24 protein-coding genes are annotated in these 25692 nt (G+C 69.9%); 17 read left to right on the forward strand and 7 right to left on the reverse strand.

Annotated features, from left to right (window positions below):
* Positions 1-3: 3 nt before the first annotated feature.
* Complete coding sequence (locus tag ASD78_RS14395) at positions 4-444, reverse strand: hypothetical protein (RefSeq protein WP_056102573.1); 441 nt, start codon at positions 442-444, stop codon at positions 4-6.
* Positions 445-520: 76 nt separating this feature from the next.
* On the opposite strand from ASD78_RS14395, the gene ASD78_RS14400 reads away from it, so the two are divergent.
* The 3 genes from ASD78_RS14400 (at position 521) to ASD78_RS20800 (ending at position 2671) form a co-directional block, all read left to right on the forward strand.
* Positions 521-1810: an FAD-binding oxidoreductase gene (locus ASD78_RS14400; RefSeq protein WP_056102576.1), complete on the forward strand. Its 1290-nt coding sequence runs from the start codon at positions 521-523 to the stop codon at positions 1808-1810.
* The gene (locus ASD78_RS14405) at positions 1807-2166 is read left to right on the forward strand and encodes a tRNA-binding protein (protein WP_255355398.1); all 360 of its coding nucleotides are present in this window, start codon (positions 1807-1809) and stop codon (positions 2164-2166) included. Before ASD78_RS14400 ends, ASD78_RS14405 begins: the two co-directional genes overlap by 4 nt.
* Before the next feature lie 214 nt (positions 2167-2380).
* Positions 2381-2671: a hypothetical protein gene (locus tag ASD78_RS20800; RefSeq protein WP_056102579.1), complete on the forward strand. Its 291-nt coding sequence runs from the start codon at positions 2381-2383 to the stop codon at positions 2669-2671.
* Positions 2672-2964: 293 nt separating this feature from the next.
* Here ASD78_RS20800 and ASD78_RS14415 read toward each other — a convergent pair whose 3' ends face one another.
* The 3 genes from ASD78_RS14415 to ASD78_RS14425 all read right to left on the reverse strand — a co-directional run bounded on the left by ASD78_RS14415 (position 2965) and on the right by ASD78_RS14425 (position 7379).
* The gene (locus ASD78_RS14415; RefSeq protein WP_055906759.1) at positions 2965-4170 is read right to left on the reverse strand and encodes an acetyl-CoA C-acyltransferase; all 1206 of its coding nucleotides are present in this window, start codon (positions 4168-4170) and stop codon (positions 2965-2967) included.
* 96 nt (positions 4171-4266) lie between these two features.
* Positions 4267-6642: a 3-hydroxyacyl-CoA dehydrogenase/enoyl-CoA hydratase family protein gene (locus ASD78_RS14420; RefSeq protein WP_056102581.1), complete on the reverse strand. Its 2376-nt coding sequence runs from the start codon at positions 6640-6642 to the stop codon at positions 4267-4269.
* Positions 6643-6758: 116 nt separating this feature from the next.
* Positions 6759-7379, reverse strand: a complete 621-nt coding sequence (locus ASD78_RS14425) for a TetR family transcriptional regulator (RefSeq protein WP_055906765.1) — start codon at positions 7377-7379, stop codon at positions 6759-6761.
* Positions 7380-7595: 216 nt separating this feature from the next.
* Between ASD78_RS14425 and ndk the strand changes: the two genes are divergently transcribed.
* The 11 genes from ndk to ASD78_RS14480 all read left to right on the forward strand — a co-directional run bounded on the left by ndk (position 7596) and on the right by ASD78_RS14480 (position 18944).
* On the forward strand, positions 7596-8021 hold the full coding sequence (gene ndk, locus ASD78_RS14430; protein WP_056102584.1) for a nucleoside-diphosphate kinase: 426 nt from the start codon (positions 7596-7598) through the stop codon (positions 8019-8021).
* Positions 8022-8218: 197 nt separating this feature from the next.
* On the forward strand, positions 8219-9340 hold the full coding sequence (gene rlmN / locus ASD78_RS14435) for a 23S rRNA (adenine(2503)-C(2))-methyltransferase RlmN (protein WP_056102944.1): 1122 nt from the start codon (positions 8219-8221) through the stop codon (positions 9338-9340).
* Positions 9330-10175 (forward strand): type IV pilus biogenesis/stability protein PilW, encoded by an 846-nt coding sequence (pilW, locus tag ASD78_RS14440; RefSeq protein WP_055906772.1) that lies wholly within the window; start codon positions 9330-9332, stop codon positions 10173-10175. The genes rlmN and pilW overlap by 11 nt, the downstream gene beginning before the upstream one ends.
* Positions 10175-10984, forward strand: a complete 810-nt coding sequence (locus tag ASD78_RS14445; RefSeq protein ID WP_156087806.1) for a helix-turn-helix domain-containing protein — start codon at positions 10175-10177, stop codon at positions 10982-10984. Before pilW ends, ASD78_RS14445 begins: the two co-directional genes overlap by 1 nt.
* Positions 10985-11094: 110 nt before the next feature.
* The gene (locus ASD78_RS14450) at positions 11095-11724 is read left to right on the forward strand and encodes a tetratricopeptide repeat protein (RefSeq protein ID WP_055906778.1); all 630 of its coding nucleotides are present in this window, start codon (positions 11095-11097) and stop codon (positions 11722-11724) included.
* Between the two features lie 50 nt (positions 11725-11774).
* Positions 11775-12974 (forward strand): outer membrane protein assembly factor BamB, encoded by a 1200-nt coding sequence (gene bamB / locus ASD78_RS14455; RefSeq protein WP_055906779.1) that lies wholly within the window; start codon positions 11775-11777, stop codon positions 12972-12974.
* A 288-nt stretch (positions 12975-13262) separates the two neighbouring features.
* Positions 13263-14663 carry a ribosome biogenesis GTPase Der gene (gene der, locus ASD78_RS14460; RefSeq protein ID WP_055906782.1) on the forward strand — a complete coding sequence of 467 codons (1401 nt, stop codon included), beginning with the start codon at positions 13263-13265 and terminating at the stop codon, positions 14661-14663.
* Between the two features lie 109 nt (positions 14664-14772).
* Positions 14773-15375 (forward strand): NTP transferase domain-containing protein, encoded by a 603-nt coding sequence (locus ASD78_RS14465; protein ID WP_056102591.1) that lies wholly within the window; start codon positions 14773-14775, stop codon positions 15373-15375.
* A gap of 4 nt (positions 15376-15379) precedes the next feature.
* Positions 15380-16594: a gephyrin-like molybdotransferase Glp gene (gene glp / locus ASD78_RS14470; RefSeq protein WP_056102594.1), complete on the forward strand. Its 1215-nt coding sequence runs from the start codon at positions 15380-15382 to the stop codon at positions 16592-16594.
* A 62-nt stretch (positions 16595-16656) separates the two neighbouring features.
* The gene (gene moeB, locus ASD78_RS14475) at positions 16657-17784 is read left to right on the forward strand and encodes a molybdopterin-synthase adenylyltransferase MoeB (protein WP_056102947.1); all 1128 of its coding nucleotides are present in this window, start codon (positions 16657-16659) and stop codon (positions 17782-17784) included.
* A 158-nt stretch (positions 17785-17942) separates the two neighbouring features.
* Positions 17943-18944, forward strand: a complete 1002-nt coding sequence (locus ASD78_RS14480; protein WP_162250177.1) for a DUF2272 domain-containing protein — start codon at positions 17943-17945, stop codon at positions 18942-18944.
* On the opposite strand, the gene ASD78_RS14485 is transcribed toward ASD78_RS14480, so the two are convergent.
* The 3 genes from ASD78_RS14485 to ASD78_RS14495 all read right to left on the reverse strand — a co-directional run bounded on the left by ASD78_RS14485 (position 18941) and on the right by ASD78_RS14495 (position 21280).
* Positions 18941-19744 carry an alpha/beta fold hydrolase gene (locus tag ASD78_RS14485; RefSeq protein ID WP_235566506.1) on the reverse strand — a complete coding sequence of 268 codons (804 nt, stop codon included), beginning with the start codon at positions 19742-19744 and terminating at the stop codon, positions 18941-18943. The genes ASD78_RS14480 and ASD78_RS14485 overlap by 4 nt on opposite strands.
* A gap of 145 nt (positions 19745-19889) precedes the next feature.
* A complete protein-coding gene (locus ASD78_RS14490; protein WP_200944212.1) occupies positions 19890-20972 on the reverse strand; it encodes a beta-eliminating lyase-related protein in 1083 nt (360 codons plus the stop codon).
* On the reverse strand, positions 20969-21280 hold the full coding sequence (locus ASD78_RS14495) for a DUF1244 domain-containing protein (RefSeq protein WP_055906796.1): 312 nt from the start codon (positions 21278-21280) through the stop codon (positions 20969-20971). The genes ASD78_RS14490 and ASD78_RS14495 overlap by 4 nt, the downstream gene beginning before the upstream one ends.
* A gap of 69 nt (positions 21281-21349) precedes the next feature.
* Here ASD78_RS14495 and folD point away from each other — a divergent pair, with 69 nt between their 5' ends.
* The 3 genes from folD (at position 21350) to guaA (ending at position 25572) form a co-directional block, all read left to right on the forward strand.
* Positions 21350-22225 carry a bifunctional methylenetetrahydrofolate dehydrogenase/methenyltetrahydrofolate cyclohydrolase FolD gene (folD, locus tag ASD78_RS14500; RefSeq protein ID WP_055906799.1) on the forward strand — a complete coding sequence of 292 codons (876 nt, stop codon included), beginning with the start codon at positions 21350-21352 and terminating at the stop codon, positions 22223-22225.
* 259 nt (positions 22226-22484) lie between these two features.
* Positions 22485-23942, forward strand: a complete 1458-nt coding sequence (gene guaB / locus ASD78_RS14505; protein ID WP_055906802.1) for an IMP dehydrogenase — start codon at positions 22485-22487, stop codon at positions 23940-23942.
* A 61-nt stretch (positions 23943-24003) separates the two neighbouring features.
* Positions 24004-25572, forward strand: coding sequence for a glutamine-hydrolyzing GMP synthase (guaA, locus tag ASD78_RS14510; protein WP_055906805.1), 1569 nt, complete (start codon positions 24004-24006; stop codon positions 25570-25572).
* Positions 25573-25692 lie beyond the last annotated feature (120 nt).

The following is a 25692-nucleotide window of genomic DNA, read 5'->3' on the forward strand; positions in this document are numbered from 1 at the left end:
GCCTTAGCGGTAGTACCAGAACGCCGCCATCGCTACGGCTGCGCACAGCGCGGCCAGCACGCGCGCCACCGCGGCCATGCGCCGTACCCGCCCGATCCAGCGCAGCGCGGCCGCGCCGCGCAGCACGCGTACGTCGCGCAGGGTGCGCCAGTCGCGCGGCGGAAAACGTTGCTCGGCCTGCGCGGCCGCAGCCAGGCGCCGCAGGCTGCGCGCCAGCAGAGACAAGGGCACCACCGGCAGCAAGCCCAGCGCGACGAGCAGGCCGCGCAACCAGCGTCGGGTGCGCTGCGGGTCGCCGTCCTGGGCCAGCTGGCTGGCAATCCCGGTCAGCCAGGCATCGAGTTGCCACAGCGCGAACGAGGCCAGCACCACGATCGCGGCGACGATCAGCAGGCTGCGCCTGCGATAGGCTAGGTCGGCCGAGTGGATGTCCGTATCGCGCATGCTCGCGTTCCTGTGGATCCGGGCTCGTGGTTCCCGTGCATTTCAGCAAACCCGACCGCCGCATTCCAGACCGCCCATGACCGCCCCCAGCTACTACCGCGCCACCTTGCCGCCGACGCCGGAACGGCCGGCCCTGCAAGGCCGGCGCGAAGCCTCGGTGTGCGTGATCGGCGGCGGTTTCGCCGGGCTCAATACCGCCCTGGGCCTGGCCGAGCGCGGGGTCGAGGGCGTGGCCCTGGTCGAGGCCCAGACCCTCGGTCACGGCGCCTCCGGACGCAACGGCGGCTTCGTGTTCGGCGGCTTCTCGCGCGGCGAGGACGCGCTGCTGCGCGAACTCGGTCGCGAACGTGCGCGCGCCTTGTACGCGGGCAGCACCGGCGCGGTCGAGCTGATCCGCTCGCGCATCCATCGCCACGGCCTGGACTGCGATGCGGTCGAGGCCGGAGTGATCTGGGCCAACTGGTTCCGCGATCCCGAACCGCTGCGCGCGCGCCAGCGCCTGCTGGCCGAGCACTACGGCGTCGACTGGCGCTGGCTGGCGCAGGACGAACTGCGCGGCCTGGTGCGCAGCGACCGCTACCACGACGGCCTGTTCGAACCGCAGGCCTTCCATTTCCATCCGCTCAAATACGCGCTGGCCCTGGCGACGCTGGCCGAGCGCGCCGGCGTCGCCGTGCACGAACGCACGCCGGCGACCGCGCTGTGTCGCGACGGCGCCCTGTGGCGCGTCAGCACGCCGCAGGGCGAGATCGCGGCGCCGCGGGTGGTGCTGGCCTGCGGCGGCTATCTGGCCGGGCTGCGCGCGCGCGTGGACGCCGGCGTGATGCCGATCGCGACCTACGTCATGGTCACCGAGCCGCTGGGCGAACGCCTGGACGAGGCGCTGCGCACACGCGCGGCGGTCTACGACAGCCGTTTCGCGTTCGACTACTACCGGCCGCTGCCGGACACGCGCCTGCTGTGGGGCGGGCGGATCTCGGTGCTGGACCGTTCGCCGGCGGCGGTCGAACGCCTGCTGCGGCGCGACCTGCTCAAGGTGTTCCCGCAACTGGAAGGCGTGCGCATCGAGCAGGCCTGGTCCGGCCTGATGAGCTATGCGCGCCACCAGATGCCGCAGATCGGCCTGGTCGAGGACGGACTGTGGTTGGCGCAGGCCTTCGGCGGTCACGGCGTCGCCCCGACCACCTTCGCCGGCGAGCTGCTGGCCGCGGCGATCGCGCACGGCGACCCGCGCTGGCGGGAGTTCGAACATTACGGCCTGGTCTCGGCGCTGAAGCCGGCCGGGCTGCTGGGCGCGCAGTTGAGCTACAGCTGGGCGCAGTTCAAGGATCTGTGGAAAGACTGGAACGAGAGGAAGCGCGAGTGAGCCAAGACCATGGTGCGGCCGGGCAGGACGACCTGAGCTGGAGCGAGTTCGAGAGGGTGATGCTGTGCGCCGGCACGGTGCTGCGGGTCGAGGATTTTCCCGAAGCGCGCAAACCGGCGTGGAAGCTGTGGGTGGACTTCGGACCGCATGGGGTGCGCAAGACCAGCGCCCAGGTCAAGCAGCTGTACGCGGCCGAGGCACTGATCGGGCGCCAGATCGTCGGCGTGATCAACTTCCCGCCCAAGCAGGTCGGGCCGTTCCGTTCCGAGTTCCTGCTGACCGGGTTTCCGACCGAGGACGGCGTGGTGGTCACCGCGATCGAGCGCCCGGTGCCGAACGGGACGCGGCTGGCCTGAGCCGTTCGGCCCTGGCCTTCGGTAGGAGCGGCGTAAGCCGCGACCGCGCCATCGAAGCGACGACGCAATTCGGTTTCGTGGTCGCGGCTTACGCCGCTCCTACCCCAGAGCGCGGCACATTAAAAATCTTTAATCGTCCGCCCAGGCTGCTGTAGCCCGCCGTCGCCTAGCCTGCAATCGCGATCGCTTCGGTCGCGTCTTCGGGAGAGCCGCCATGCCCCGCATCCTGCTGGTTCCGATCGCCAGCGCCTTGCTGTTCCTGAGCCTGGGCGCCAGCGCCGCACAGCCTGCACCGGCCGCTCAGCCGACGGCCGCCGCCAAGCCCATGGCCGCGCACTCCGCCGCCCAGCCGATGGCGGCCACCCCCCGACCCGCGCCGGCCAAGGCCGCGGCCGCGGCCGAACATTGCCGCGACAGCAAGGGCAAGTTCGTGTCCTGCGAAAAGAAGGCCGTGCCCAAGCGTTGCCGCGACGCCCAGGGCAAATTCACCGCCTGCCCGCGGTAATCGCGCGGCCGGCTACCGTGGGCCGATCGCCAGCGCGCAACCGGACCTCGTCGTCCACGGCAAGGGCAGCTTCGGCTGCCCTTGCCGTTTGTGCGGGCTAGCTGCGCGGGCCGGCATCGCTGCGCGCGAAAGGGGTATTCCGCTTCGAGGTAATGCGCTTCACGCATCGCGCCGGGGGCTCGCAGCATCGTACGACCGGCGCGCGCAGACCCCAAAACGCACCAGGGCGGCCGTAGCCGCCCTGGTGTGACTCCGCTATGCGAAGGTCGCGGCCTTCGCCTCGCGGCCGTGGCTCAGAGCGCTTCGAACACGCCCGCCGCGCCCATGCCGGTGCCGATGCACATGGTCACCAGGCCGTACTTCTGCTGACGACGGCGCAGGCCGTGGACGATGGTCGCGGTGCGGATCGCACCGGTCGCGCCCAGCGGATGGCCGAGCGCGATCGCGCCGCCCAGCGGATTGACCTTGGACGGGTCCAGGCCGCTGTCGCGGATCACCGCCAGCGCCTGCGCGGCGAAGGCTTCGTTGAGCTCGATCCAGTCGATCTGGTCCTGGGTCAGGCCGGCCTGCTTGAGCGCCTTCGGAATCGCCGCGATCGGGCCGATGCCCATCACTTCCGGGCGCACGCCGGCGACCGAGAAGCTGACGAAACGCGCGAGCGGGGTCAGGCCGTAGTCCTTGACCGCCTGGCCCGAGGCCAGCAGCACGGCCGCGGCGCCGTCGCTCATCTGCGAGGCGGTGCCGGCGGTGACGGTGCCGCCGAACTGGCCGTTGCGGAACACCGGCTTGAGCTTGGCCAGCGCCTCCAGCGACGCGTCGGCGCGCGGGCCTTCGTCGAGTTCGATCAGGCTCTTGCGCAGCTTGATGGTGTTGCCGGACAGATCGGGCAGGTGCGACAGCACCTCGTACGGGCTGATCTCGCTCTTGAACTCGCCGGCCTGCTGCGCGGCGATGGCCTTCTGGTGCGAGGCCAGGGCGAACGCGTCCTGGTCCTCGCGCGAGATCTTCCATTCCTCGGCGACCTTCTCGGCGGTGATGCCCATGCCGTAGGCGATGGCGACGTGGTCGTCCTTGAACACGCTCGGGCTCAGCGCGACCTTGTTGCCCATCATCGGCACCATCGACATCGACTCGGTGCCGCCGGCCAGGACCAGGTCGGAGTTGCCCAGGCGGATCTCGTTGGCCGCCAGCGCCACGGCCTGCAGGCCGGAGGAGCAGAAGCGGTTGATGGTCTGCGCGGCGATGGTGTTGGGCAGGCCGGCCAGCAGCACGCCGATGCGCGCCACGTTCATGCCTTGCTCGCCCTCGGGCATGGCGCAGCCGATGATGGCGTCGTCGATGCGGTTGAGGTCGATGCCCGGGGCCTGCGCGACCACCGACTTGAGCACGTGGGCGAGCATGTCGTCGGGGCGGGTGTTGCGGAATACGCCGCGCGGGGCCTTGCCGACCGGGGTGCGGGTGGCGGCGACGATGTAGGCGTCTTGAACTTGCTTCATGATCTTTCTCCGAAAGAGGGATTCGGGATTAGGGATTCGGGATTAGGACGAACGATCCGGGAGACGCTGTTGCGAATCCCGGATCTCGAATCACCAATCTCAGTTCCTCAGCGGCTTGCCGGTCTTGAGCATGTGCGCGATGCGCTCCTGCGTCTTGGGCATCTGCGCCAGCGCGACGAAGTGCTCGCGCTCGAGCTTGAGCAACCACTCTTCGTCGACCAGCGCGCCGCGGTCGACTTCGCCGCCGCAGATCACGGTGGCGATGCGGGTGGCGATCTCGTAGTCGTGCGGCGAGATGAAGCGGCCTTCCAGCATGTTGACCAGCAGCATCTTGAAGGTCGCGATACCGACGTCGCCGGCGACCTGGACCCGGCGGCCGGGCAGGGGCGGGCGATAGCCGCTTTCGGCCATGCCGCGCGCCTGGGCCTTGGCCACATGCAGCAGTTCGAAGGCGTTGAACACCACGGCGTCGCCGTCGCGCGCCAGCTTGAGCTCGCGCGCTTCGAAGGCCGAGGTCGAGACCTTGCCCATGGCCACCGACTCGAACGCGGTCTTGAGCTGGGCGAACACGTCGCCGCCCGGACCGGCCGCGTCGGAGGCGCGCACCGCGAACTCCTTCAGGCCGCCGCCGGCCGGCAGCAGGCCGACGCCGGCCTCGACCAGGCCGATGTAGCTTTCCAGCGCGAACACGCTCTTGGCCGCATGCATCTGGAACTCGCAGCCGCCGCCCAGGGCCAGGCCGCGCACCGCCGCGACCACCGGCACCAGCGAGTACTTGATGCGCTGGCTGGTGGCCTGGAAGTTGGCGACCATGGCCTCGAAGCCCTTGAGGTCGCCGGCCTGGAGCAGGCCGAGCGCGCCGGACAGGTCGGCGCCGGCCGAGAACGGCTCCTTCGGCTGCCAGATCACCACGCCCTTGAACTTCTTCTCGGCGATGCCGATGGCTTCCTGGATGCCGTTGAGCACGTGGTCGTTGACCGTGTGCATCTTGGTCTTGAAGCTGATCACGGCGATGTCGTCGCCGTCGTCGGCCCACAGGCGGATGCCGTCGTTCTCGAACACGGTCTGGCCCTGCGAGAACTTCTCGCCGAGCAGGGCGTCGGGGAAACGCTGGCGCGCGTAGACCGGGTTGGACGAGCGCGCGACCTTGGCGTTGCGGCCCGGGCTGTAGCTGCCGTCGCTGCCGTGCACGCCGTCGCGGCCGTCGAACACCCAGTTCGGCAGCGGCGCGGACGCCATCGCCTTGCCGGCGACGATGTCCTCGGCGATCCAGTCGGCGACCTGCTTCCAGCCGGCGGCCTGCCAGCTCTCGAACGGGCCCAGCGACCAGCCGTAGCCCCAGCGCATCGCGAAGTCGACGTCGCGCGCGGTGTCGGCGATCGACTCCAGATGGAAGGCGCTGTAGTGGAAGCTGTCGCGGAACACCGCCCACAGGAACTGCGCCTGCGGATGGCTGCTGGCGCGCAGCGCGGCGAACTTCTTGGCCGGGTCGCGTTCCTTGAGCAGGGCGGCGACGTCGGCGTCGAGTTCACCGGCCGAGACGCGGTAGTCCTGCGCCTTCAGGTCCAGCACCAGGATGTCCTTGCCGCGCTTGGTGTAGACGCCGGCACCGGTCTTCTGGCCCAGCGCGCCCTTTTCGATCAGCGCGGCCAGCCACTTGGGCGCCTTGAAGTACGAGTGCCACGGGTCGTCGGGCAGGGTGTCGGCCATGGTCTTGATGACGTGGGCCATGGTGTCCAGGCCGACCACGTCCGCGGTGCGGTAGGTCGCCGATTTGGGCCGACCGATCGCCGGGCCGGTCAGGGCGTCGACGGTGTCGAAGCCCAGGCCGAACTGCTCGGTGTGGTGCATCGCGGCCAGCATCGAGAACACGCCGATGCGGTTGCCGATGAAGTTCGGGGTGTCCTTGGCGATCACCACGCCCTTGCCCAGGGTGGTGGTCAGGAAGGTTTCCAGGCCCTCGAGCACGCTCGCGTCGGTGCCGCGGGCCGGGATCAGCTCGGCCAGGTGCATGTAGCGCGGCGGGTTGAAGAAGTGCACGCCGAGGAAGCGGTGGCGCAGCTGCTCGGGCAGCACTTCGGCCAGCTTGTTGATGCCCAGGCCCGAGGTGTTGGACGCCAGCACGGTGTGCTCGGCCACGAACGGAGCGATCTTCTTGTACAGGTCCTGCTTCCAGTCCATGCGCTCGGCGATGGCCTCGATGATCAGGTCGCAGTCGCGCAGCTGTTCCAGGCCGGTCTCGTAGTTGGCCGCGCTGATGCGCTCCGCCAGGCCCTTGGCGGCGAGCGGGGCGGGGCTGAGCTTGCCCAGGTTCGCGATCGCCTTGGCGACGATGCCGTTGGGGTCGCCCTCCTTGGCCGGCAGGTCGAACAGCACCGTGTCGACGCCCGCGTTGGTCAGGTGCGCGGCGATCTGCGCGCCCATGACGCCGGCGCCCAGGACCGCGGCTCGGCGGACAAGCAATTTGTTAGACATCGTCTGCAACTCCTTGGATTGATTGCACTATGTTGCGGCGCCAGGACGGTACGGAAGCGGGGCAACCGATGGGGTCGCCCAGGCGCGGTCGGAAAGGGGGCGGCGGAGCGCTGGGCTCAGCTCTTGAAGCCGGCAGCGGCGAAACGGATCAGCTCGCGGCCCGCGCGCTCACGATGCGCCGCCTCGGTGACACCGGCGGGACGCTTGATCAGGCCGAAGTCGGCCATGGCGTAGGTGAGGGACCCGGCCAGGAAGTCCAGGCGCCAGTACAGCTCTTCCTTGCTCAGGCCCGGCACCGCGGCCGCGATCGCCTTGGCGAATTCGCGCAGCACGTGGCCGTAGTGGTCGGACAGGAACTTGCGCAGGCTGTCGTTCTTTTCGGCGTAGGCGCGCGCGACCACGCGCACGAAGGCGGCGCCGCCGTGGCGGTCCTGGGCCAGGGCCAGGGCCGGCTCGACGAACGCGGCCAGGATCGGTTCCAGTTCGCCCGGATGCTGCTGGACGGCCTCTTGCAGCGCGCTCAGGCGCTGCCGGCTCATGTCGTCCATGCGGCGGCGGAACACCTCGTTGACCAGGTTCTCCTTGCTGCCGAAGTGGTAGTTGACCGCGGCGATGTTGACGTCGGCGCGGCTGGTGACCTGGCGCAGGGAGGTGCCGGTGAAGCCGAACTGGGCGAACAGCTCTTCGGCGGCGCCGAGGATGCGGTCCTTGGTGGAGAAATGGGCGGTGGCGGCCATGGGGCTCCAGGGTGGCTGAATCAAACGCTTGTTTGATCGTAGTCCCGGCTTGGCCGGATCGTCAACGGATTTTCAGCACAACCGTGCAAATCGCATGATCGATCCGGTAGAATTACCGTAGCCATATCGGCTAAACCCGCGTTCTGTCGCGGGTTTTCTGTTATTCTCGGGCCCTCGCAAGGAAGCAGCAGCGGCCCGCCTACCCGGAGAATTTCCATGGCGCTGGAGCGCACCCTGTCCATCATCAAGCCCGACGCCGTCGCCAAGAACGTCATCGGTGAGATCTACACGCGTTTCGAGAAGGCGGGCCTCAAGGTCGTCGCTTCCAAGATGAAGCACCTCTCCAAGCAGGAAGCCGAAGGTTTCTACGCCGTGCACCGCGAGCGTCCGTTCTTCGCCGCCCTGGTCGAGTTCATGATCAGCGGTCCGGTGATGATCCAGGCGCTGCAGGGCGAGAACGCCGTGCTCAAGCACCGCGACCTGATGGGCGCGACCAATCCGAAGGACGCAGCGCCGGGCACCATCCGCGCCGACTTCGCCGACAGCATCGACGCCAATGCCGTGCACGGTTCGGACAGCCTGGAGAACGCCGCGATCGAGATCGCGTATTTCTTCCCGGCCACCGACGTGTACGCGCGCTAAGCCACGCCGTGAACGACCTCCGCACCAACGCGAACGATCTTGCCCACGCCGGCGACACGCCGGCGTGGGCAACGCCCGCGGGCGCTGACGGCGTTGATACGAAGGTCGTTGATGCCGTCGGCGCCACCGACGTCGCGGTCGCCGCGACGCAGCCGGCCAGTTCCGGCTTCGTCGCGTTCGATCCGGGCAAGACCAACCTGTTCGATCTCGACCGCGTCTCGCTGGAAGACTTCTTCGAGCAGACCCTGGGCGAGAAGCGCTTCCGCGCGCACCAGGTGATGAAGTGGATCCACCACCGCTACGTCACCGACTTCAACGACATGACCGACCTGGGCAAGGCGCTGCGCGCCAAGCTCGAGCAGCATGCGCAGGTGCGCGTGCCGCAGGTCGTGTTCGACAAGGCCTCCACCGACGGCACCCACAAGTGGCTGCTGGGCATGGACCCGAAGAACGCGATCGAGACGGTGTTCATTCCCGACAAGGGCCGCGGCACCCTGTGCGTGTCCTCGCAGGTCGGCTGCGCGCTGAACTGCCAGTTCTGCTCGACCGCGACCCAGGGCTTCAACCGCAACCTGTCGACCGCCGAGATCATCGGCCAGGTATGGGTCGCGGCGCGCCACCTCGGCAACGTGCCGCACCAGCAGCGCAAGCTCACCAACGTGGTGATGATGGGCATGGGCGAGCCGCTGGCGAATTTCGACAACGTCGTGCGCGCCATGAGCATCATGCGCGATGACCTGGGCTACGGCCTGGCCAACAAGCGCGTGACCCTGTCGACCGCCGGCATGGTGCCGATGATCGACAAGCTCGGCGAGGTCAGCGACGTCTCGCTGGCGGTGTCCCTGCACGCGGCCAACGACGAGCTGCGCAGCGAGCTGGTCCCGCTCAACAAGAAGTACCCGATCGCGCAGCTGATGGAAGCCTGCGTGCGTTACGCGCTGCGCAAGCGCGGCACCTCGGTGACCTTCGAGTACACCCTGATGAAGGGCGTCAACGACCAGCCCCAGCACGCGCGGCAACTGCTGCGGCTGCTGCGCCAGTTCGACAACGCGGTGCAGATGAAGGACGCGGCCAAGGTCAACCTGATCCCGTTCAATCCGTTCCCGGGCACGCGCTACGAGCGCCCCGACGACGCGGCGATCCGCGCGTTCCAGAAACTGCTCAACGACGCCGGCATGATCGCGCCGGTGCGCCGCACCCGCGGCGACGACATCGATGCGGCCTGCGGGCAGCTCAAGGGCCAGGTCATGGACCGGACCCGGCGCCAGGCCGAATTCCGCAAGAAACTCGAATCTCAGGGGCTGGGCGATGCGGCATGACGGGCAGGGGAGTGGGGCGAAGTGGCCGTTGGCCGCGGTGGCGGCGCTGCTGGTCCTGGCCGCGCTCACCGGCTGCAAGCGCCTGACCTTCGTCCGGCCGAACTTCGACAAGACCAACTACGAACACACCGGCCCGGACTACGCGGTCCGCGACGACAAGCGCAGCAAGGACGCCGCCTCGGCCCGCAACCGGCTGCAGCTGGCCCAGGCCGCGCTGCGCAACGGCGACCTCGACGGCGCCGAGCGCGATGCCCATACCGCGCTCAAGGCCGACCCGCACTCGGCCGACGCCCACACCCTCCTCGGCGCGATCGCCGAGCGCCGCGGCAATAGCGCCGCCGCCGGTCAGTACTACAAGAAAGCGGTCGATCTGGCCCCCGAGCGCGGCGCCTTCCTCAACAATTACGGTGCCTGGCTGTGCAGCAGCGGTCGTGCGGCCGAGTCCTTGAGCTGGTTCGACCGCGCCCTGGCCGACAGCACCTACGCGACGCCGACCGCGGCCCTGGCCAATGCCGGCAGCTGCGCCGCCACCGCCGGCCAGTACGAGCGCGCCGAGCGCGACCTGCGCACCGCCCTGGCCCTGGACGCCGGCAACGCGCTGGCCCTGGGCGGCCTGGCCCGGATCGAGCTGCAGAAGGGCAATGCCTTCGAAGCGCGAGCTTTTTCTGAACGCAGGCTGGCTGCCGCACCGGTAGATCCGGATGCGCTGCTGCTTGCGTCACAAATCGAACAAAAACTCGGCGACACGGCTGCCGCCGCAAGATACGTTCAGCGTCTACGGGCGGAGTTCCCTGACGCGCAGGGCTCCGGGACAGGGGATGACGGTAAGCGATGATGCTTTCGAACGAAGTCGCGCCTGACGGCGGGGGTAGCTGTGGCGCGCGCCTCAAATCTGCCCGCGAGCGGGCCGGTCTGTCGCACGCGGACGTTTCCGCGCGCCTGAAAATGCCGACCCGCGTGGTCCAGGCACTGGAAGACGACGACCTGGCGCGCATCGGCGCACCGGTGTTCGTGCGCGGCCAGCTGCGCAGCTATGCACGCCTGCTCGGGGTCGATCTCGAGCCCGAACTCGACCGCGTCGCCGTCGCCCAGGTGGCGCCGTCGGAGCTGGTCAGCCACACCCACACGCCGCGCTACCGCCGCGTGTTCGAACAGGCCACCCGGCGTGCGATCTATATCGTGCTGACCGCCGCGATCGCGGTACCGGTCTGGCTGGCCACGCGTCCGCACCTGGACAGCAACCTGGCGGTGCAGTCGCTGGACGTGCCGGCGATGCCGGTCGCGACCGACGCGGCCCCGACCACCGAACCCGCCGTCGCGGCCCAGCGCACTCCGCTGATCGCCTCGATGGCCCCGCTGCCGGCAGCGCCGGCGGCGCAAACCGCGCTGTCGCTGAATTTCAGCGGCGACAGCTGGGTACAGGTGTATGCCGCCGACGGCAGCACCCTGGAGCAAGGCCTGCTCGGCGCCGGCGAACGCCGCAGCTACGGCGCCGGCCAAGTCGCGCGCGTGGTGCTGGGCAACTCGTCCGCGGTCGAAGTGCTGCAGGCCGGCAAACCCGTCGATCTGGCGCCGTTCAGCCGCGCGAACGTCGCGCGCTTTACGCTATCCTCTGACGGTTCCCTCGCGCCGGTCGCCGACTGACCCGCGACGCGGGTCTGCGCATGCCCGCTAGGGCATGTCCCTTACTGGCCCGCGCTGCGGGCCGGTCATATTCCTTTGGGCTCCAGCCGGTCGGCGGGGCGAGATGAGCGATGGCGATCGACGAGCTGCTGGACGAACACGAACAAAGCGAACGCGTACTCGAATGGCTGCGCCGTAACGGCGCCGCCCTGATCGGCGGCATCGCCCTGGGCCTGGCCGCGATCGGCGGCTGGAAGTGGTGGGACAACCACCAGATCCAGCAGCAGGCGCAGGTCGCCAATCAGTACCAGGCCGCGCTCGACGCGATCGAAGCCAAGGACAAGGGCGCCGAAGCCAAGGTCAAGGCGCTCGGCCAGAACACCTATCACACGCTTGCCGCGCTGCGCCTGGCCCAGTCGCAGGTGGTCGCCAACCAGCGCGATCAGGCGATCGCGACCCTGCGCTCGATCAAGAGCGAAGACCCGGCCATCGCCGAGATCGTCAACCTGCGCCTGGCGCGTTTGCTGATCGAAGCCAAGCAGGCTGACGCCGCTCTGAAGCTGCTCACCAACGCGACCACGCCGACCGCGATCGCGGTGCGCGGCGACGCGCAACTGGCCCTGGGCCAGCGCGCCAAGGCGCAGGAAGCGTATACGCAAGCGATGACCAAGCTCGATGTGGCGTCGCCGCAGCGTCGCTTGCTCGAGCTCAAGCTCACCGAAGCCGGCGGTTCGCCGGTCAAGCCCGAGGCCAAGTCTTGATGAAGGTTGCAGCCATGACCCCCAGCCGCACCGCGGTTCGAGCCACTACGATGCGCGCCACTGCCGTCCTGCTGTGCGCCTTCGCACTGGCCGGCTGTTCCACCGTCAAGGGCTGGTTCGGCGACGGCAAGAAGGACGACGGCAAGCCCAACGAGCCGGTCGAACTGAGCGACATCACCACCACCGCCAACGTCGCCAAGCTGTGGTCGGCGAACGCCGGCAAGGGCGAGAACCGGATGGGCGTCCGCCAGGGCCCGGCGATCGCCGACGGCCGCGTCTACGCCGCCGCGATCGAAGGCGGCGTGCACGCCTTCGACCTGCAGACCGGCAAGACGATCTGGGACTACCAGCCCATGCGTCAGGGCGAGGACAGCAACAAGAAGGACAAGGAAATCCGCCTGTCCGGCGGCCCCGGCGTCGGCGAAGGCCTGGTCGTGGTCGGCGGCCTGGACGGCGAAGTGATCGCGCTCGACGCCTCCAGCGGCGCCGAGAAGTGGCGCGCCAAGGTCGCCAACGAAGTCATCGCCGCTCCGGCGATCGGCATGGGCATGGTGTTCGTGCGCTCCAACGACGGCCGCCTGAGCGCGTTCGACGTCGCCAGCGGCGAGCGTCGCTGGTTCTGGACCCACGACGTGCCGATGCTGTCGCTGCGCGGCAACGACGCGCCGGTGCTCGGCCCGGGCGTGGTCTTCGTCGGCAACGACGACGGCACCGTGGCCGCGCTGTCGGCGACCGACGGCCGCCCGATGTGGGAACAGCCGATCGCGCAGCTGGAAGGCCGCACCGAGCTCGACCGCATGGCCGACATCGACGGCACTCCGGTACTCGAAGGCAGCACCCTGTACGCGAGCAGCTTCAAGAAGCAGACCGTGGCCCTCGACGGCCCCAGCGGCCGCCCGATGTGGAACAGCGAGCACGGCGGTTCCGGCCGTATCGGCGTCGGCAGCAACCGCCTGGTGGTCACCGATCCGACCGGCACCGTGTTCGGCCTGGACAAGGCCGGCGGCAGCGCGATGTGGCAGCAGGCCGGCCTGGCCCGCCGCAACGTCACCGGCGCGGCGGTGCAGGGCGACTACGCCGTGGTCGGCGATTACGACGGCTACGTGCATTGGTTGAAGCTCGACAACGGCGAGTTCGCCGCACGTCAGCGCGTCGGCGGCAAGCCCCTGCGCGCGGCGCCGGTGGTCTCCGACGGCGTGCTGGTGGTGCAGAACGTCGAAGGCGAACTGACCGCGTTCAAACTGCAGTAAAGCCGGGATTCGGGATTCGGGATTCGCAAGAGCGGATCCCTGCGCGGTGCGGTCCGCACCGTCCGACTCGATCCATCTCGACATAGTGGCCCGGTCGGCGCTTGCCGCACCGGGCCGCTCGTTTGTAGCCCTGGCGCGTGCGCCCCCAGGCAGGCCCAAAAGCGCCAGGACGGCCGCTCTGGCACTATGTACCGCTGTTGCACCTCGGAAATCCGGTCCAAATCCCGGCGCGCCGCGTCTGCGCATTCCGAATCCCAAATCCCGAATCTCAAATCCCGGCTCTAAATCATGCTTCCGTTAGTTGCCCTCGTTGGCCGCCCCAACGTCGGAAAATCGACTTTGTTCAATGCGCTCACGCGCAGCCGCGACGCCCTGGTCCACGACCAGCCCGGCGTCACGCGCGACCGTCACTACGGCGTCTGCCGCCCCGAGGGCCTGCGCCCGTTCGCGGTGGTCGACACCGGCGGCATCGCCGGCGAGGACGAAGGTCTGGCCGGGGCGACCGCGCGCCAGGCCCGCGCCGCCGCCGAGGAAGCCGACCTCGTCTTGTTCATCGTCGACGGCCGCGAAGGCGCCTCGGCCCTGGACGACGACATCCTCAAGTGGCTGCGCAAGGCCGCCCGGCCGACCCTGCTGGTGGTCAACAAGACCGACGGCCTCGACGTCCAGGCCGCGCTCAACGAGTTCGCCCGCTACGGTTTCAGCGACAAGGTCGCGGTGTCCTCGGCGCACCGTCAGGGCATGGACCGCCTGCTCGAGGAAGTCCTGTCCAAGCTGCCGGAAGAGGGCGCCCAGGCCGAACTCGACAGCGATCCCTCGCGCATCCGCGTGGCCTTCATCGGCCGCCCCAACGTCGGCAAGTCGACCCTGGTCAATCGCCTGCTCGGCGAAGAACGCATGATCGCGTCGGAAGTCCCGGGCACCACCCGCGATTCGGTCGCCATCGACATGGAACGCGACGGCCGCCTGTACCGGCTGATCGACACCGCCGGCCTGCGCCGCAAGGCGCGCGTCGAGGAGGCGGTGGAGAAGTTCTCGATCATCAAGACCCTGCAGGCGATCGAGCAGTGCCAGGTCGCGGTGGTGATGCTGGACGCCGGCGAAGGCGTGACCGATCAGGACGCCAGCGTGCTGGGCTACGCGCTCGACGCCGGCCGCGCGCTGGTGGTGGCGATCAACAAGTGGGACGGCCAGACCGACTACCAGCGCCAGCAGACCGAAGGCCTGCTGGCGCGCAAGCTCGCCTTCGTCGACTGGGCCGAGGCGGTGCGGATCAGCGCCAAGCACGGTTCCGGCCTGGGCGAGCTGTTCAAGGCCGTGCACCGCGCGCACGACTCGGCGACCCGCGTGTTCGCGACCGCCGAAGTCACCAAGGCCCTGGAAATCGCCTACGAGACCAACCCGCCGCCGGTGGTACGCGGTCACGTCGCCAAGCTGCGCTACGCCCACCCGGCGGCGAGCAATCCGCCGACCTTCGTGGTCCACGGCACCCGTCTGCGCACCCTGGCCGACAGCTACAAGCGCTATCTCGAAAACTTCTTCCGCAAGCGTTTCAAGCTGGTCGGCACGCCGGTGCGCTTCATCTTCAAGGAAGGCACCAACCCTTACGAGGGCAAGAAGAACGTGCTGACCGAGAAGCAGGTCGCGAAGAAGCGGCGTTTGATCCGGCACGTCAAGCGCGGCAAGTAACTCGCGGCAAGCAAATCGCGGTCGCGCGCGCCCGACGGCCCAAGCCTGATCAAGGCTCGGGCTGTCGGTTTGCAGCAGCCATGCCGTCACCGGAGCCGATCCCACGCCCATGCGAGCCGCGCACCTGGCCATCGCTCCCTCCGAACTGACCCTGGGCCTGCTCGCCGGCGGCCGTGCCAGCCGGCTCGGCCGCCTCGACAAGGCCTGGTTGCTGCGCGACGGCCAGGCGCAGGTGCTGCGCCTGGCCCAGCGCTACGCCGCCCAGACCTGCGCCGTCCTGGTCAGCGCCAACCGCGCGCCGGAGCGCTACGCCGCCCACGGCCTGCGTGCCGTCCCCGATCTGCGAGCGGACATCGGCCCGCTGGGCGGTCTGGAAGCGCTGGCCGCGGCCTGCACGACGCCCTGGCTGCTGACCTTGCCGGTCGATGCGCTGGCGCCGCCCCAGGATCTGCCCGCGCGCCTGGCCGCCGCCGGCGCGCACGGCGCCTGCGCGATCGACGACGACGGCCTGCAACCGCTGTTCGCGCTGTGGCGCGTACCGGCGCTGCGGCCGCGCCTGGCCGATGCGCTCGCTCACGGCCGCCTCGCGGTGCAGGGCCTGCAGACCGAACTGGGCATGGCGCGCGTGCGTTGCGATGGCCTACGCTTCGGCAACCTCAACACTCCCGACGATCTGGCCGCGGCCGGCATCGCCGCACCCGCAGCCGACTGACGCCATGCACGACTTCCCCACCGGCCTGAGCTACGACGAGGCCATCGCGATCGTCGCCGAGGTTGCCGCCGCGCACCGGCTCGAGACCGAATCCCTGGCCCTGGCGCGTTGCCAGGGCCGCATCCTGGCCCAGCACGTGGACGCGCCGCTGGCGCTGCCGCCGTTCGACAACAGCGCCATGGACGGTTACGCGTTCCACCACGCCGATCTGGGCGCGGAGGGCGCGCGTCTGCGCCTGGCCGGCGAGCAGTTCGCCGGCGCCGCCCTGGCGCCCGCGCTCGAACCCGGGCAGTGCCTGCGCATCACCACCGGCGCGCCGCTGCCGGCCGGCGCGGACACGGTCGCGATCAAGGAGAACGTGCAGCTGGACGGCGATTTCGTGCGGATCCCCGCCGGCATCGCGGCCGGCGCCCACGTGCGCTACACCGGCGAAGACGTGCGCGCCGGCGACCGCGTGCTGCACGCGGGGCAGGCGCTGACGCCGGCGCGGGTCTCGCTGGCCGCGTCGCTGGGACTGCCGTCGCTGAGCGTGGCGCGGCGGCCGACGGTCGCGGTGTTCACCACCGGCGACGAGCTGGTCGAACCCGGCCTGCCGCTGGGACCGGGCCAGATCCACGACAGCAACCGCGAGCTGCTAATGGGCTTGCTGCGCGCCGACGGCCTGGAGCCGACCGCGTGGCCGCGCCTGCCCGACGATCCGCGCCAGGTCGAGATCGCGCTGCGCGACGCCGCCTGCGCCTTCGATCTGGTCTTCACCTGCGGCGCGGTCTCGGCTGGCGAGAAGGACCACGTGCCGGCGGTGCTGGCGCAATTCGGCCGCACCCATTTCTGGAAAGTGCGGATGAAGCCGGGCATGCCGCTGCTGTTCGGCAGCCTGGACCAGGCGCGTTTGCTCGGCCTGCCGGGCAATCCGGTGTCGGTGATGGCGACCTACCTGAGTTTCGGCCGCGCCCTGATCGACGGCCTGCAGGGCCGCAGTGAGACGCGACCGCGCTGGCGCGCGCGCCTGGTCGGCAGCATCGACAAGACCCATGCGCGCCGTGAGTTCATCCGCGCGCGCCTGTCCGCGAGCGAGGACGGCGGCCTGCTCGCCGACCCCAATCCGGCCACCGGCTCGCACCGGCTGCGCGCGGCCGCCGACTCCAACGCCCTGATCGTGATCGGCGAAGGCCCGCAAACGCTGCAGGCCGGCGCCGTGGTCGAGGTGCTGCCGTACTGATGCGCAACGCTGCGTCGCCGGCGCCGCCGCACAGCGCCGGCGCGAAGGCGGATAATCGCGGCATGAGCATCGAACGCATCACTCCGGCCGAAGCGCTGCGCCGGCAACGCGCGGGCGCGATCCTGATCGACGTGCGCGAGGCGCACGAACGCGCCGCCGGCCGCGCCGAGCGGTCCCTGGGCGTGGCCCGCACCGAACTGGAAACCGACCCTTCCGCGAGCGTCGCCGACCGCGCCGCCGAGGTGCTGCTGATCTGCCAATCCGGCGCGCGCTCGCTGCTGGCCGCGCAGGCGCTGCTCGACGCCGGTTACCGGCGCGTGGCCTCGGTCGAGGGCGGCACCGCGCGCTGGATCGCCGAGGGCCTGCCGCTGGCGCCGGCGGATGCCGACGCCGATTTCTACGACCGCTACTCGCGCCACCTGCGCCTGCCCGAAGTCGGCGTGGAAGGGCAGCGCCGTCTGCAAGCCGCGCGCGTGGCCATGGTCGGCGCCGGCGGGCTGGGCTCGCCGGCCGCCTACTACCTGGCCGCGGCCGGGGTCGGCACGCTGGTGCTGGCCGACGACGATCACGTCGACCGCAGCAACCTGCAGCGCCAGATCCTGCATACCGAGGCACGCATCGGCACGCCCAAGGTGGAATCGGCGCGGATCGCGCTGGCGGCCCTGAACCCGCAGGTGCAGGTGTTGGGGTTCGCCGAGCGCATCGGTTCGGACAACGTCGAGCGCCTGATCGCCGACGCCGACGTGGTCGTCGACGGCGCCGACAACTTCCCGGTGCGCTACCTGCTCAACGACGCCTGCGTGAAGCTGGGCAAGCCGCTGATCTACGGCGCGGTGCACCGTTTCGAAGGCCAGGCCAGCGTGTTCGACGCCGGCCGCCGGCGCGGGCAGGCGCCGTGCTACCGCTGCCTGTTCCCGGAACCACCGCCGCCGGAAGCCGCGCCCAACTGCGCCGAGGCCGGTGTCCTGGGCGTGCTGCCGGGCGTGATCGGCCTGCTGCAGGCGACCGAAGCGATCAAGCTGATCCTGGGCATCGGCGAACCCTTGAGCGGGCGCCTGCTGCATTTCGATGCCCTGGCGATGCGTTTCCGCGAAACCCGCCTGCGTCCCGACCCGGGCTGCGCGGTGTGCGCGCCCGGCCGGGCCTTCCCCGGCTATATCGACTACGCGGCCTTCTGCGCCGCGCACTGAGCCGCAGGCTGCGATGCGGCCGATGTGAGTGCGGTCGATGTGAGCGTGGCCGATGTGAATGCCGCCGATGTGAATACGATCGATACACGGACTGTGCGACGTTTCCCGTCGTCGGCAACGGCCGATGCGGACGGATGCGTGGAGGCGGCATGCGGGGAGTGGCGACGACTATAGTGCTGGCCTTGCTGTGGCTGAGCGGACCGGCGCGTGCCGGCGAAGCCTGCGCCGCGCCGTCCGGCCCAGACAGCTACGCCGCGCGCATCGCCGCGATCGCCTGCCAGGAAAACGGGCTATGGTTCGGCGCCTTCATCGACGCCAACGGCCGCCTGGCCAGCACCACCGTCGCCGAAGCCGAAACCTCGCGCCTGCGCGACGGCAGCACCCCCGCCTGGCGCCGCGTCGCCGACTACTGGAAGGGCAGCGGCCTGCTCTGGCAGATGAGCAGCTTCGCCGGCGCCGCCGAATGCAGCAGCGTGCCCAGCGCCGACCCGGGCCAGATGGGCGTCGCGAACGCGTCCTGCCGCGCCTTCCTGATCGACAACCCGTGGTCGGCGGTGTTCGTGTCCTACGTGATGAATCGCGCCGGCGTGCCCAACTTCCGCGCCTCGGCCAGTCACATCGACTACGTGCGCGACGCCTACCTGAATCCCGACAGCAGCCCGTTCCAGTTCGCCGATCCCGACAACGCCAAGCCGGCGGCCGGCGACCTGCTGTGCTTCGTGCGCGCTTCGGGCACGGCGTTCGGCTACGAAGGGCTGAAGGCGTTCCTGGATCGCGACCCCGGCGCGCTCAACATGCATTGCGACATCGCCGCGACGGTCGATGGCGGCAAGCTCTATCTGATCGGCGGCAACGTGCTGCAGAGCGTGACCCTGCGCGAACTCAACCTCAACAGCGGCGGCCGGCTGTGGGCCTTGCCGCGGCGCGGCGATGGTTCGCCCGACTGCCGTCCCGGCCACGAGGCGGGCTGCAACTTCAATCGCCAGGACTGGGCGGTGCTGCTCAAACTCAAGGCCATGACCCCGACCACGCCGCCGCCGCCCCTGACGCCGGCGCGCAGCTGCTGCGAGGTTTGTCCCTTGCCGATGCCCGCGGGCATGCAGCGCTGTCCCGCTGCGTCGGCCGCGCCGCCGCCCGAGCCGCGCGCACCGGCGAACTAGCGCGCCGGCTCCGCGGCCGCGAAGAACTCGCGCAGGGCCCGCTCGAACGCGGGCTGCGCGCCGATGCTGCTGTGGTCGGCCTGGGACAGCGCGACCACCTTCGGCGGCGTCGCCAGCGCGGCGATCAGGCGATCGGTGTTGCTGGCCGGGATCACCTGGTCGAGCCCCGCGCGCAGCACCAGGGTCGGTCCGCGGTAACCGGCCAGCCAACGTGCCGACTCGAAACGATCGCGCACCATCCAGCCCATCGGCAGCAGCGGATAGTGCGACTGCGCGACCGCGGTCAGGCTGTCGAACGGCGTCACCAGCGCCAGGCGCGCCACCGGTCGCTGCGAGGCGACATGGCTGGCCACGCCGCTGCCCAGGCTGCAGCCGATCACGTCGATGGGCTGGTCCGGATGCGCCGCGTGCACGCGGTCGTAGAAGCTCAACGCATCGCCGAACAGCGCCGCCTCGCTGGGCTGGCCGTCGCTGGCGCCGAAGCCGCGGTAGGCGAGCAGGTACACGCTGCGGTCCGGGAACAGGCGCGCGATCTGGTCGCGGCGCCCCTCGATGCGCTCGGCGTTGCCGCCGAAGTAGAGGATCGGCCGCGGCGCGCTCGGATTCACCGCCCAGCCGCGCAGATGCACGCCTTCGCGTTCCAGCACGAAATCGGTGCTGGCCGGGTCCACGCGCGTCTGTTGGCCGTAATAGATCAGGTCGCGCTGCTTGGCGTACATCAGCCCGCAGATGCCGGCATAGATCACCGCCGGTACGCCCAGCAATGCCATCCAGGCCTGCCTCGAGACTTTGAGCGCCATAGCGTTTCCCCTTGTCTGTCGAAGCCCGCAACGTCTGTCGAAGCCTGCAACACCCTCGACTATGACCAACGTCGAAGGCGGCTGACAACGGGCATCGGGCATCGGGCATGGCCCAGTCTGGACCCGCGCCGTGCGACGGCCGCGTCTAGGCCGCGCCGATCACGGCGTCGATCTGTCCGGGCGTGGTCGCGTAGCTGGTCACCAGACGCACGAAGCGCTGGTCGGCGGCGATGGCGTAGCCCTCGGGCAGGCCGCGGCTGGCCCAGTCGGCGCAGACGATGCCGGCCTCGCGCCAGCGCGCGGCCAGTGCCGCCGGCAGTACCGCGAACACCTCGTTGGCCTGGGTCGGCCAGGGCAGGCGCACGCCGGGCAGGGCGGCCAGCGCCGCGGCCAGGCGTGCGGCCATCGCATTGGCCTGGCGGGCGTTGTCGCGCCAGTGCCCGTCTTCGAGATAGGCCGCCATCTGCGCGCCGAGCAGGCGGCTCTTGGACAGGGTGTGGCCGGCGCGCTTGCGCTGGAACGGCAGCGACGCCGCCAGCGCCGGGTCGAACACGATCACCGCCTCGCAGGCCAGGGCGCCGTTCTTGGTCGCGCCGAAGCTCAGCGCATCGAAACCGGCCTGCCAGCTCATCGCCGCGGCGCTGCAGCCCAGGGCTACGACCGCGTTGCCGAAGCGCGAGCCGTCGAGGTGGCAGCGCAGGCCGTGGCGGCGCGCGAGCGCGGTCAGTGCCCGCAGTTCGTCCAGCGAGTACAAGGTGCCGGCCTCGGTGACCTGCGACAGCGACAAGGCCGCCGGCTGCACCGAGCGGGCGACGCCGGGGCTGAGGCGGGCGAGGGCGTCGCTCAGGCCGTCGGGGGTGATCTTGCCGGCGACGCCGGGGATCCCGATCAGCTTGGCGCCGCCGCTGTAGAACTCGGGCGCGCCGCATTCGTCTTCGAGGATGTGGCTCTCGGCGTGGCACAGCACCGCGCCCCAGGGCGGGCACAGCGCGGCCAGGGCCAGCGCGTTGGCGGCGGTGCCGGTGGCGGTCAGCCAGGCCTGCAGCGGGCGCTCGAAGACCTCGGCCAGCAGGGCTTCGGCGCGGGCGCTGTAGCGGTCGGCGCCGTAGGACGGCTCGGCGTCGGCGTTGGCGCGCACGATCGCGTCCAGCACCCGCGCGCTGGCGCCGACGACGTTGTCGCTGGCCAGGTTGATGCGAGGGCGTTGCGGTATCGGGTCGCCGCTCATTTCGGATGCGCGCGCTGCGCGGCCTCGAACGCGGCCAGTTGCTCCGGCGTGGCCTCGGTCTGGTGCTGCGCCTTCCATTGCGCGAACGGCTGGCCGTAGACGGCCTCGCGCGCCTCGTCGCGGGTCATGGTGATGCCGCGCGACTCGGCGGCCTCGCGGTACCAGTCGGCCAGGCAGTTGCGGCAGAACCCGGCCAGGATCATCAGGTCGATGTTCTGCACCTCCGGGCGCTCCTGCATCAGGTGCTGGCGCAGGCGCCGGAACGCGGCGGCCTCGATGGCGATGGTGTCGTGATCGGTTTCGTTCATGGCGGCTCGGCCGGTGTGGCGTGAATGGGGGATAATGCGCGGCCCAACTCCCGACGCCAATCCCGCCTCATGACGTCCGCTCCGACCCCGGCCCGCATCCTCGACGGCAAGCGCATCGCCGAGGACCTGCTCGACAATCTCAAGGCCCGGGTCGACGCGCGCGTGGCGGCGGGCCTGTCGCGGCCCGGCCTGGCCGTGGTCCTGGTCGGCAACGACCCGGCCTCCAGCGTGTACGTGCGCAACAAGCGCCGCGCCGCGCAGAAGGTCGGCATCCGCGCGATCGACTACGACCTGCCGGCCGACACCGGCGACGCCGACCTGCTGGCCCTGGTCGACCGCCTCAACGCCGATCCCGAGGTCCACGGCATCCTGGTCCAGCTGCCGCTGCCGGACCGCCGCGACGGCACCGCGCTGATCCACCGCATCGATCCGCGCAAGGACGTCGACGGTTTCCATCCGGAGAACGTCGGCCACCTGGCGCTGCGCCAGTTCGGCCTGCGCCCGTGCACGCCGCGCGGCATCACTACGCTGCTGGCCTACACCGACCGTCCGGTGCGCGGGCAGAGCGCGACCATCGTCGGGGTCAGCAACCACGTCGGCCGGCCGATGGCGCTGGAGCTGCTGATCGCCGGCTGCACCGTCACCAGCTGCCACAAGTTCACCCCGCCGGAGGTGCTGGAAGCCTCGGTGCGCGGCGCCGACATCCTGGTGGTCGCGGTCGGCCGCCCGCAGCTGATTCCGGGCGAGTGGGTCAAGCCGGGCGCGGTGGTGATCGACGTCGGCATCAATCGCCTCGACGACGGCCGCCTGGTCGGCGACGTCGGCTTCGCCGCGGCCGCCCAGCGCGCCAGCTGGATCACCCCGGTCCCCGGCGGCGTCGGTCCGATGACGGTCGCGACCCTGATGCAGAACACCCTGGAAGCGGCCGAGGCGGCGGACGCCTGAGAGGCCGCAACGGCTCACCGCTTTGGGGTAGGAGCGGCGTGAGCCGCGACCCGCGGAGGTGGCCGGAGTTGCGCGGTCGCGGCTCACGCTGCTCCTACCCCAAGGCGCGACGCCGAACCCGCATGTCGTAGCCCGATCCCTGAACCGCACCAGCCCTAGTGCCCGATCCGCCCGCGGAACGCCGAATTCCACCCGTCACCCCAGCGCCGCGGCTGCGGTTCGGGTTACAATGGCTCGCTTCATCCTCCCGGGCCCGCCCATGCTGCGCATCCAGGCTGAAGCGCTTACCTACGACGATGTCTCTCTCGTCCCCGCGCATTCGCTCGTCCTGCCTAAGGACGTCACCCTCTCGACCCGTCTGACCCGCGACCTGAGCATCCGCCTGCCGTTGGTATCGGCGGCGATGGACACCGTCAGCGAGGCCCGCCTCGCGATCGCGATGGCCCAGCTCGGCGGCATCAGCATCGTCCACAAGAACATGAGCCTGGAAGCCCAGGCCGCCCAGGTCGCCCAGGTCAAGAAGTTCGAGGCCGGCGTCATCAAAGAGCCGTTCACCGTCGGCCCCGCGACCACCATCGGCGAAGTGCTCAAGCTGACCCGGGCCCGCAACATCTCCGGCGTGCCGGTGGTCGACGGCGGCCAGCTGGTCGGCATCGTCACCAGCCGCGACATGCGCTTCGAGACCAAGCTCGACGACCCGGTCCGCCACATCATGACCAAGCGCGAGCGCCTGATCACGGTGCGCGAGGGCGCCAGCGACGAGGAAGTGCTGCAACTGCTGCACAAGCACCGCATCGAGAAGGTGCTGGTGGTCAACGACGGCTTCGAGCTGCGCGGCCTGATCACCGTCAAGGACATCCAGAAGAAATCCGACAACCCCAACGCCGCCAAGGACAGCGCCGAACGGCTGCTGGTGGGCGCGGCGGTCGGCGTCGGCGGCGACACCGAAGCGCGCGTCGAGGCCCTGGCCTCGGCCGGCGTCGACGTGATCGTGGTCGATACCGCGCACGGCCATTCGCAGGGCGTGCTGGACCGGGTGAAGTGGGTCAAGACCCGCTTCCCGCAGTTGCAGGTGATCGGCGGCAACATCGTCACCGGCGACGCCGCGCTGGCGCTGATGGATCACGGCGCGGACGCGGTCAAGGTCGGCGTCGGTCCGGGCTCGATCTGCACCACCCGCATCGTCGCCGGCGTCGGCGTCCCGCAGATCACCGCGGTGGCGATGGTCGCCGAAGCCCTGCAGGACCGCATCCCGCTGATCGCCGACGGCGGCATCCGCTACTCGGGCGACATCGGCAAGGCGATCGTCGCCGGCGCCTCCACGGTCATGGTCGGAGGCCTGTTCGCCGGCACCGAGGAAGCCCCGGGCGAGGTCGAACTGTTCCAGGGCCGCAGCTACAAGAGCTACCGCGGCATGGGCAGCATCGGCGCGATGGAGCTCGGCTCCAAGGACCGCTACTTCCAGGACGCCTCCGACGCCGACAAGCTGGTCCCCGAAGGCATCGAAGGCCGCGTGCCGTACCGCGGCCCGCTGCGCAACGTGGTCCACCAGCTCGCCGGCGGCCTGCGCGCCACCATGGGCTACGTCGGCTGCGCCACCATCGAAGACATGCGCAAGAAGCCCAGCTTCGTGCGCATCACCAACGCCGGCGCCCGCGAAAGCCACGTGCACGACGTCCAGATCACCAAAGAACCGCCGAACTACCGCACCAGCTAAGCGTCGTCGCAGAAGGGGAACGTCAGGTTTCCCTTCTTCGTTTTAGAGACCACGGAACGCCATGACCGACATCCACAGCGACAAGATCCTGATCCTCGACTTCGGCGCGCAGTACACGCAGCTGATCGCCCGCCGCATCCGCGAAATCGGCGTGTACTGCGAAATCTGGGCCTGGGACCACGACCCGGCCGAGATCGCCGCCTTCGGCGCCAAGGGCATCATCCTTTCCGGCGGCCCCGAATCGACCACCGAAGCCGGCGCCCCCAGCGCCCCGCAGGCCGTGTTCGACGCCGGCCTGCCGCTGCTGGGCATCTGCTACGGCATGCAGACCATGGCCAAGCAGCTCGGCGGCGACACCGAAGCGGCCGATCAGCGCGAGTTCGGCCACGCCGAAGTGCAGCTGGTCGCGCACGACCGTTTGTTCGACGGCCTCAAGGACCACCCGGGCTCGCCGCCGCGCCTGGACGTGTGGATGAGCCACGGCGACCACGTCTCCAAAGCGCCGGAAGGCTTCGTCGTCACCGCCAAGACCGACCGCATCCCGGTCGCCGCCTTCGCCGACGACGCGCGCCGCTGGTACGGCGTGCAGTTCCATCCGGAAGTCACCCACACCAAGCAGGGCCAGACCCTGCTGCGCCGCTTCGTCGTTGACATCTGCGGCTGCCAGACCCTGTGGACCGCGGCCCACATCATCGAAGACCAGATCGAGCGCGTGCGCGCCCAGGTCGGCAGCGATGAGGTCGTCCTCGGCCTGTCGGGCGGCGTCGACTCCTCGGTGGTCGCGGCCCTGCTGCACAAGGCGATCGGCGACCAGCTCACCTGCGTGTTCGTCGACACCGGCCTGCTGCGCTACAACGAAGGCGACCAGGTGATGGCGATGTTCGCCGAGCACATGGGCGTCAAGGTCGTGCGCGTCAACGCCGCCGACCGCTACTTCGACAAGCTCGCCGGGGTCAGCGACCCGGAAGCCAAGCGCAAGATCATCGGCAACCTGTTCGTCGACATCTTCGACGAGGAATCGCACAAGCTCGCCAACGCCAAGTGGCTGGCACAGGGCACGATCTACCCCGACGTGATCGAGTCGGCCGGCAGCAAGACCGGCAAGGCCCACGTCATCAAGAGCCACCACAACGTCGGCGGCCTGCCCGAGAACATGAAGCTGGGCCTGGTCGAGCCGTTGCGCGAGCTGTTCAAGGACGAGGTCCGGCGCCTGGGCGTCGAGCTCGGCCTGCCGCGCGAAATGGTCTACCGCCATCCGTTCCCCGGCCCCGGCCTGGGCGTGCGCATCCTGGGCGAAGTGAAGCGCGAATACGCCGACCTGCTGGCCAAGGCCGACCACATCTACATCGACGAACTGCGCAAGGCCGGCCTGTACGACAAGACCAGCCAGGCGTTCGCGGTGTTCCTGCCGGTGAAGTCGGTGGGCGTGGTCGGCGACGCGCGCGCCTACGAGTGGGTGATCGCGCTGCGCGCGGTCGAGACCATCGACTTCATGACCGCGCACTGGGCGCACCTGCCGTACGACTTCCTTGGCACGGTTTCTAACCGCATTATCAATGAGTTGCGAGGTGTTTCTCGCGTCGTTTATGACATCAGCGGCAAGCCGCCCGCGACGATCGAGTGGGAGTAGCCCACCTTGCTTGCGAGCCACTGGCTCGCAGGTGGGCTACTGACCGGCCATGGGTGAGGACAAACGCGCGTTGCGCGGCACCGCCGCGCAGTTTGGACGAACGCCCGGCCATGGATGGCC

Origin of the sequence: Lysobacter sp. Root667, from assembly GCF_001427715.1 — a bacterium.
Taxonomy (GTDB): domain Bacteria; phylum Pseudomonadota; class Gammaproteobacteria; order Xanthomonadales; family Xanthomonadaceae; genus Lysobacter.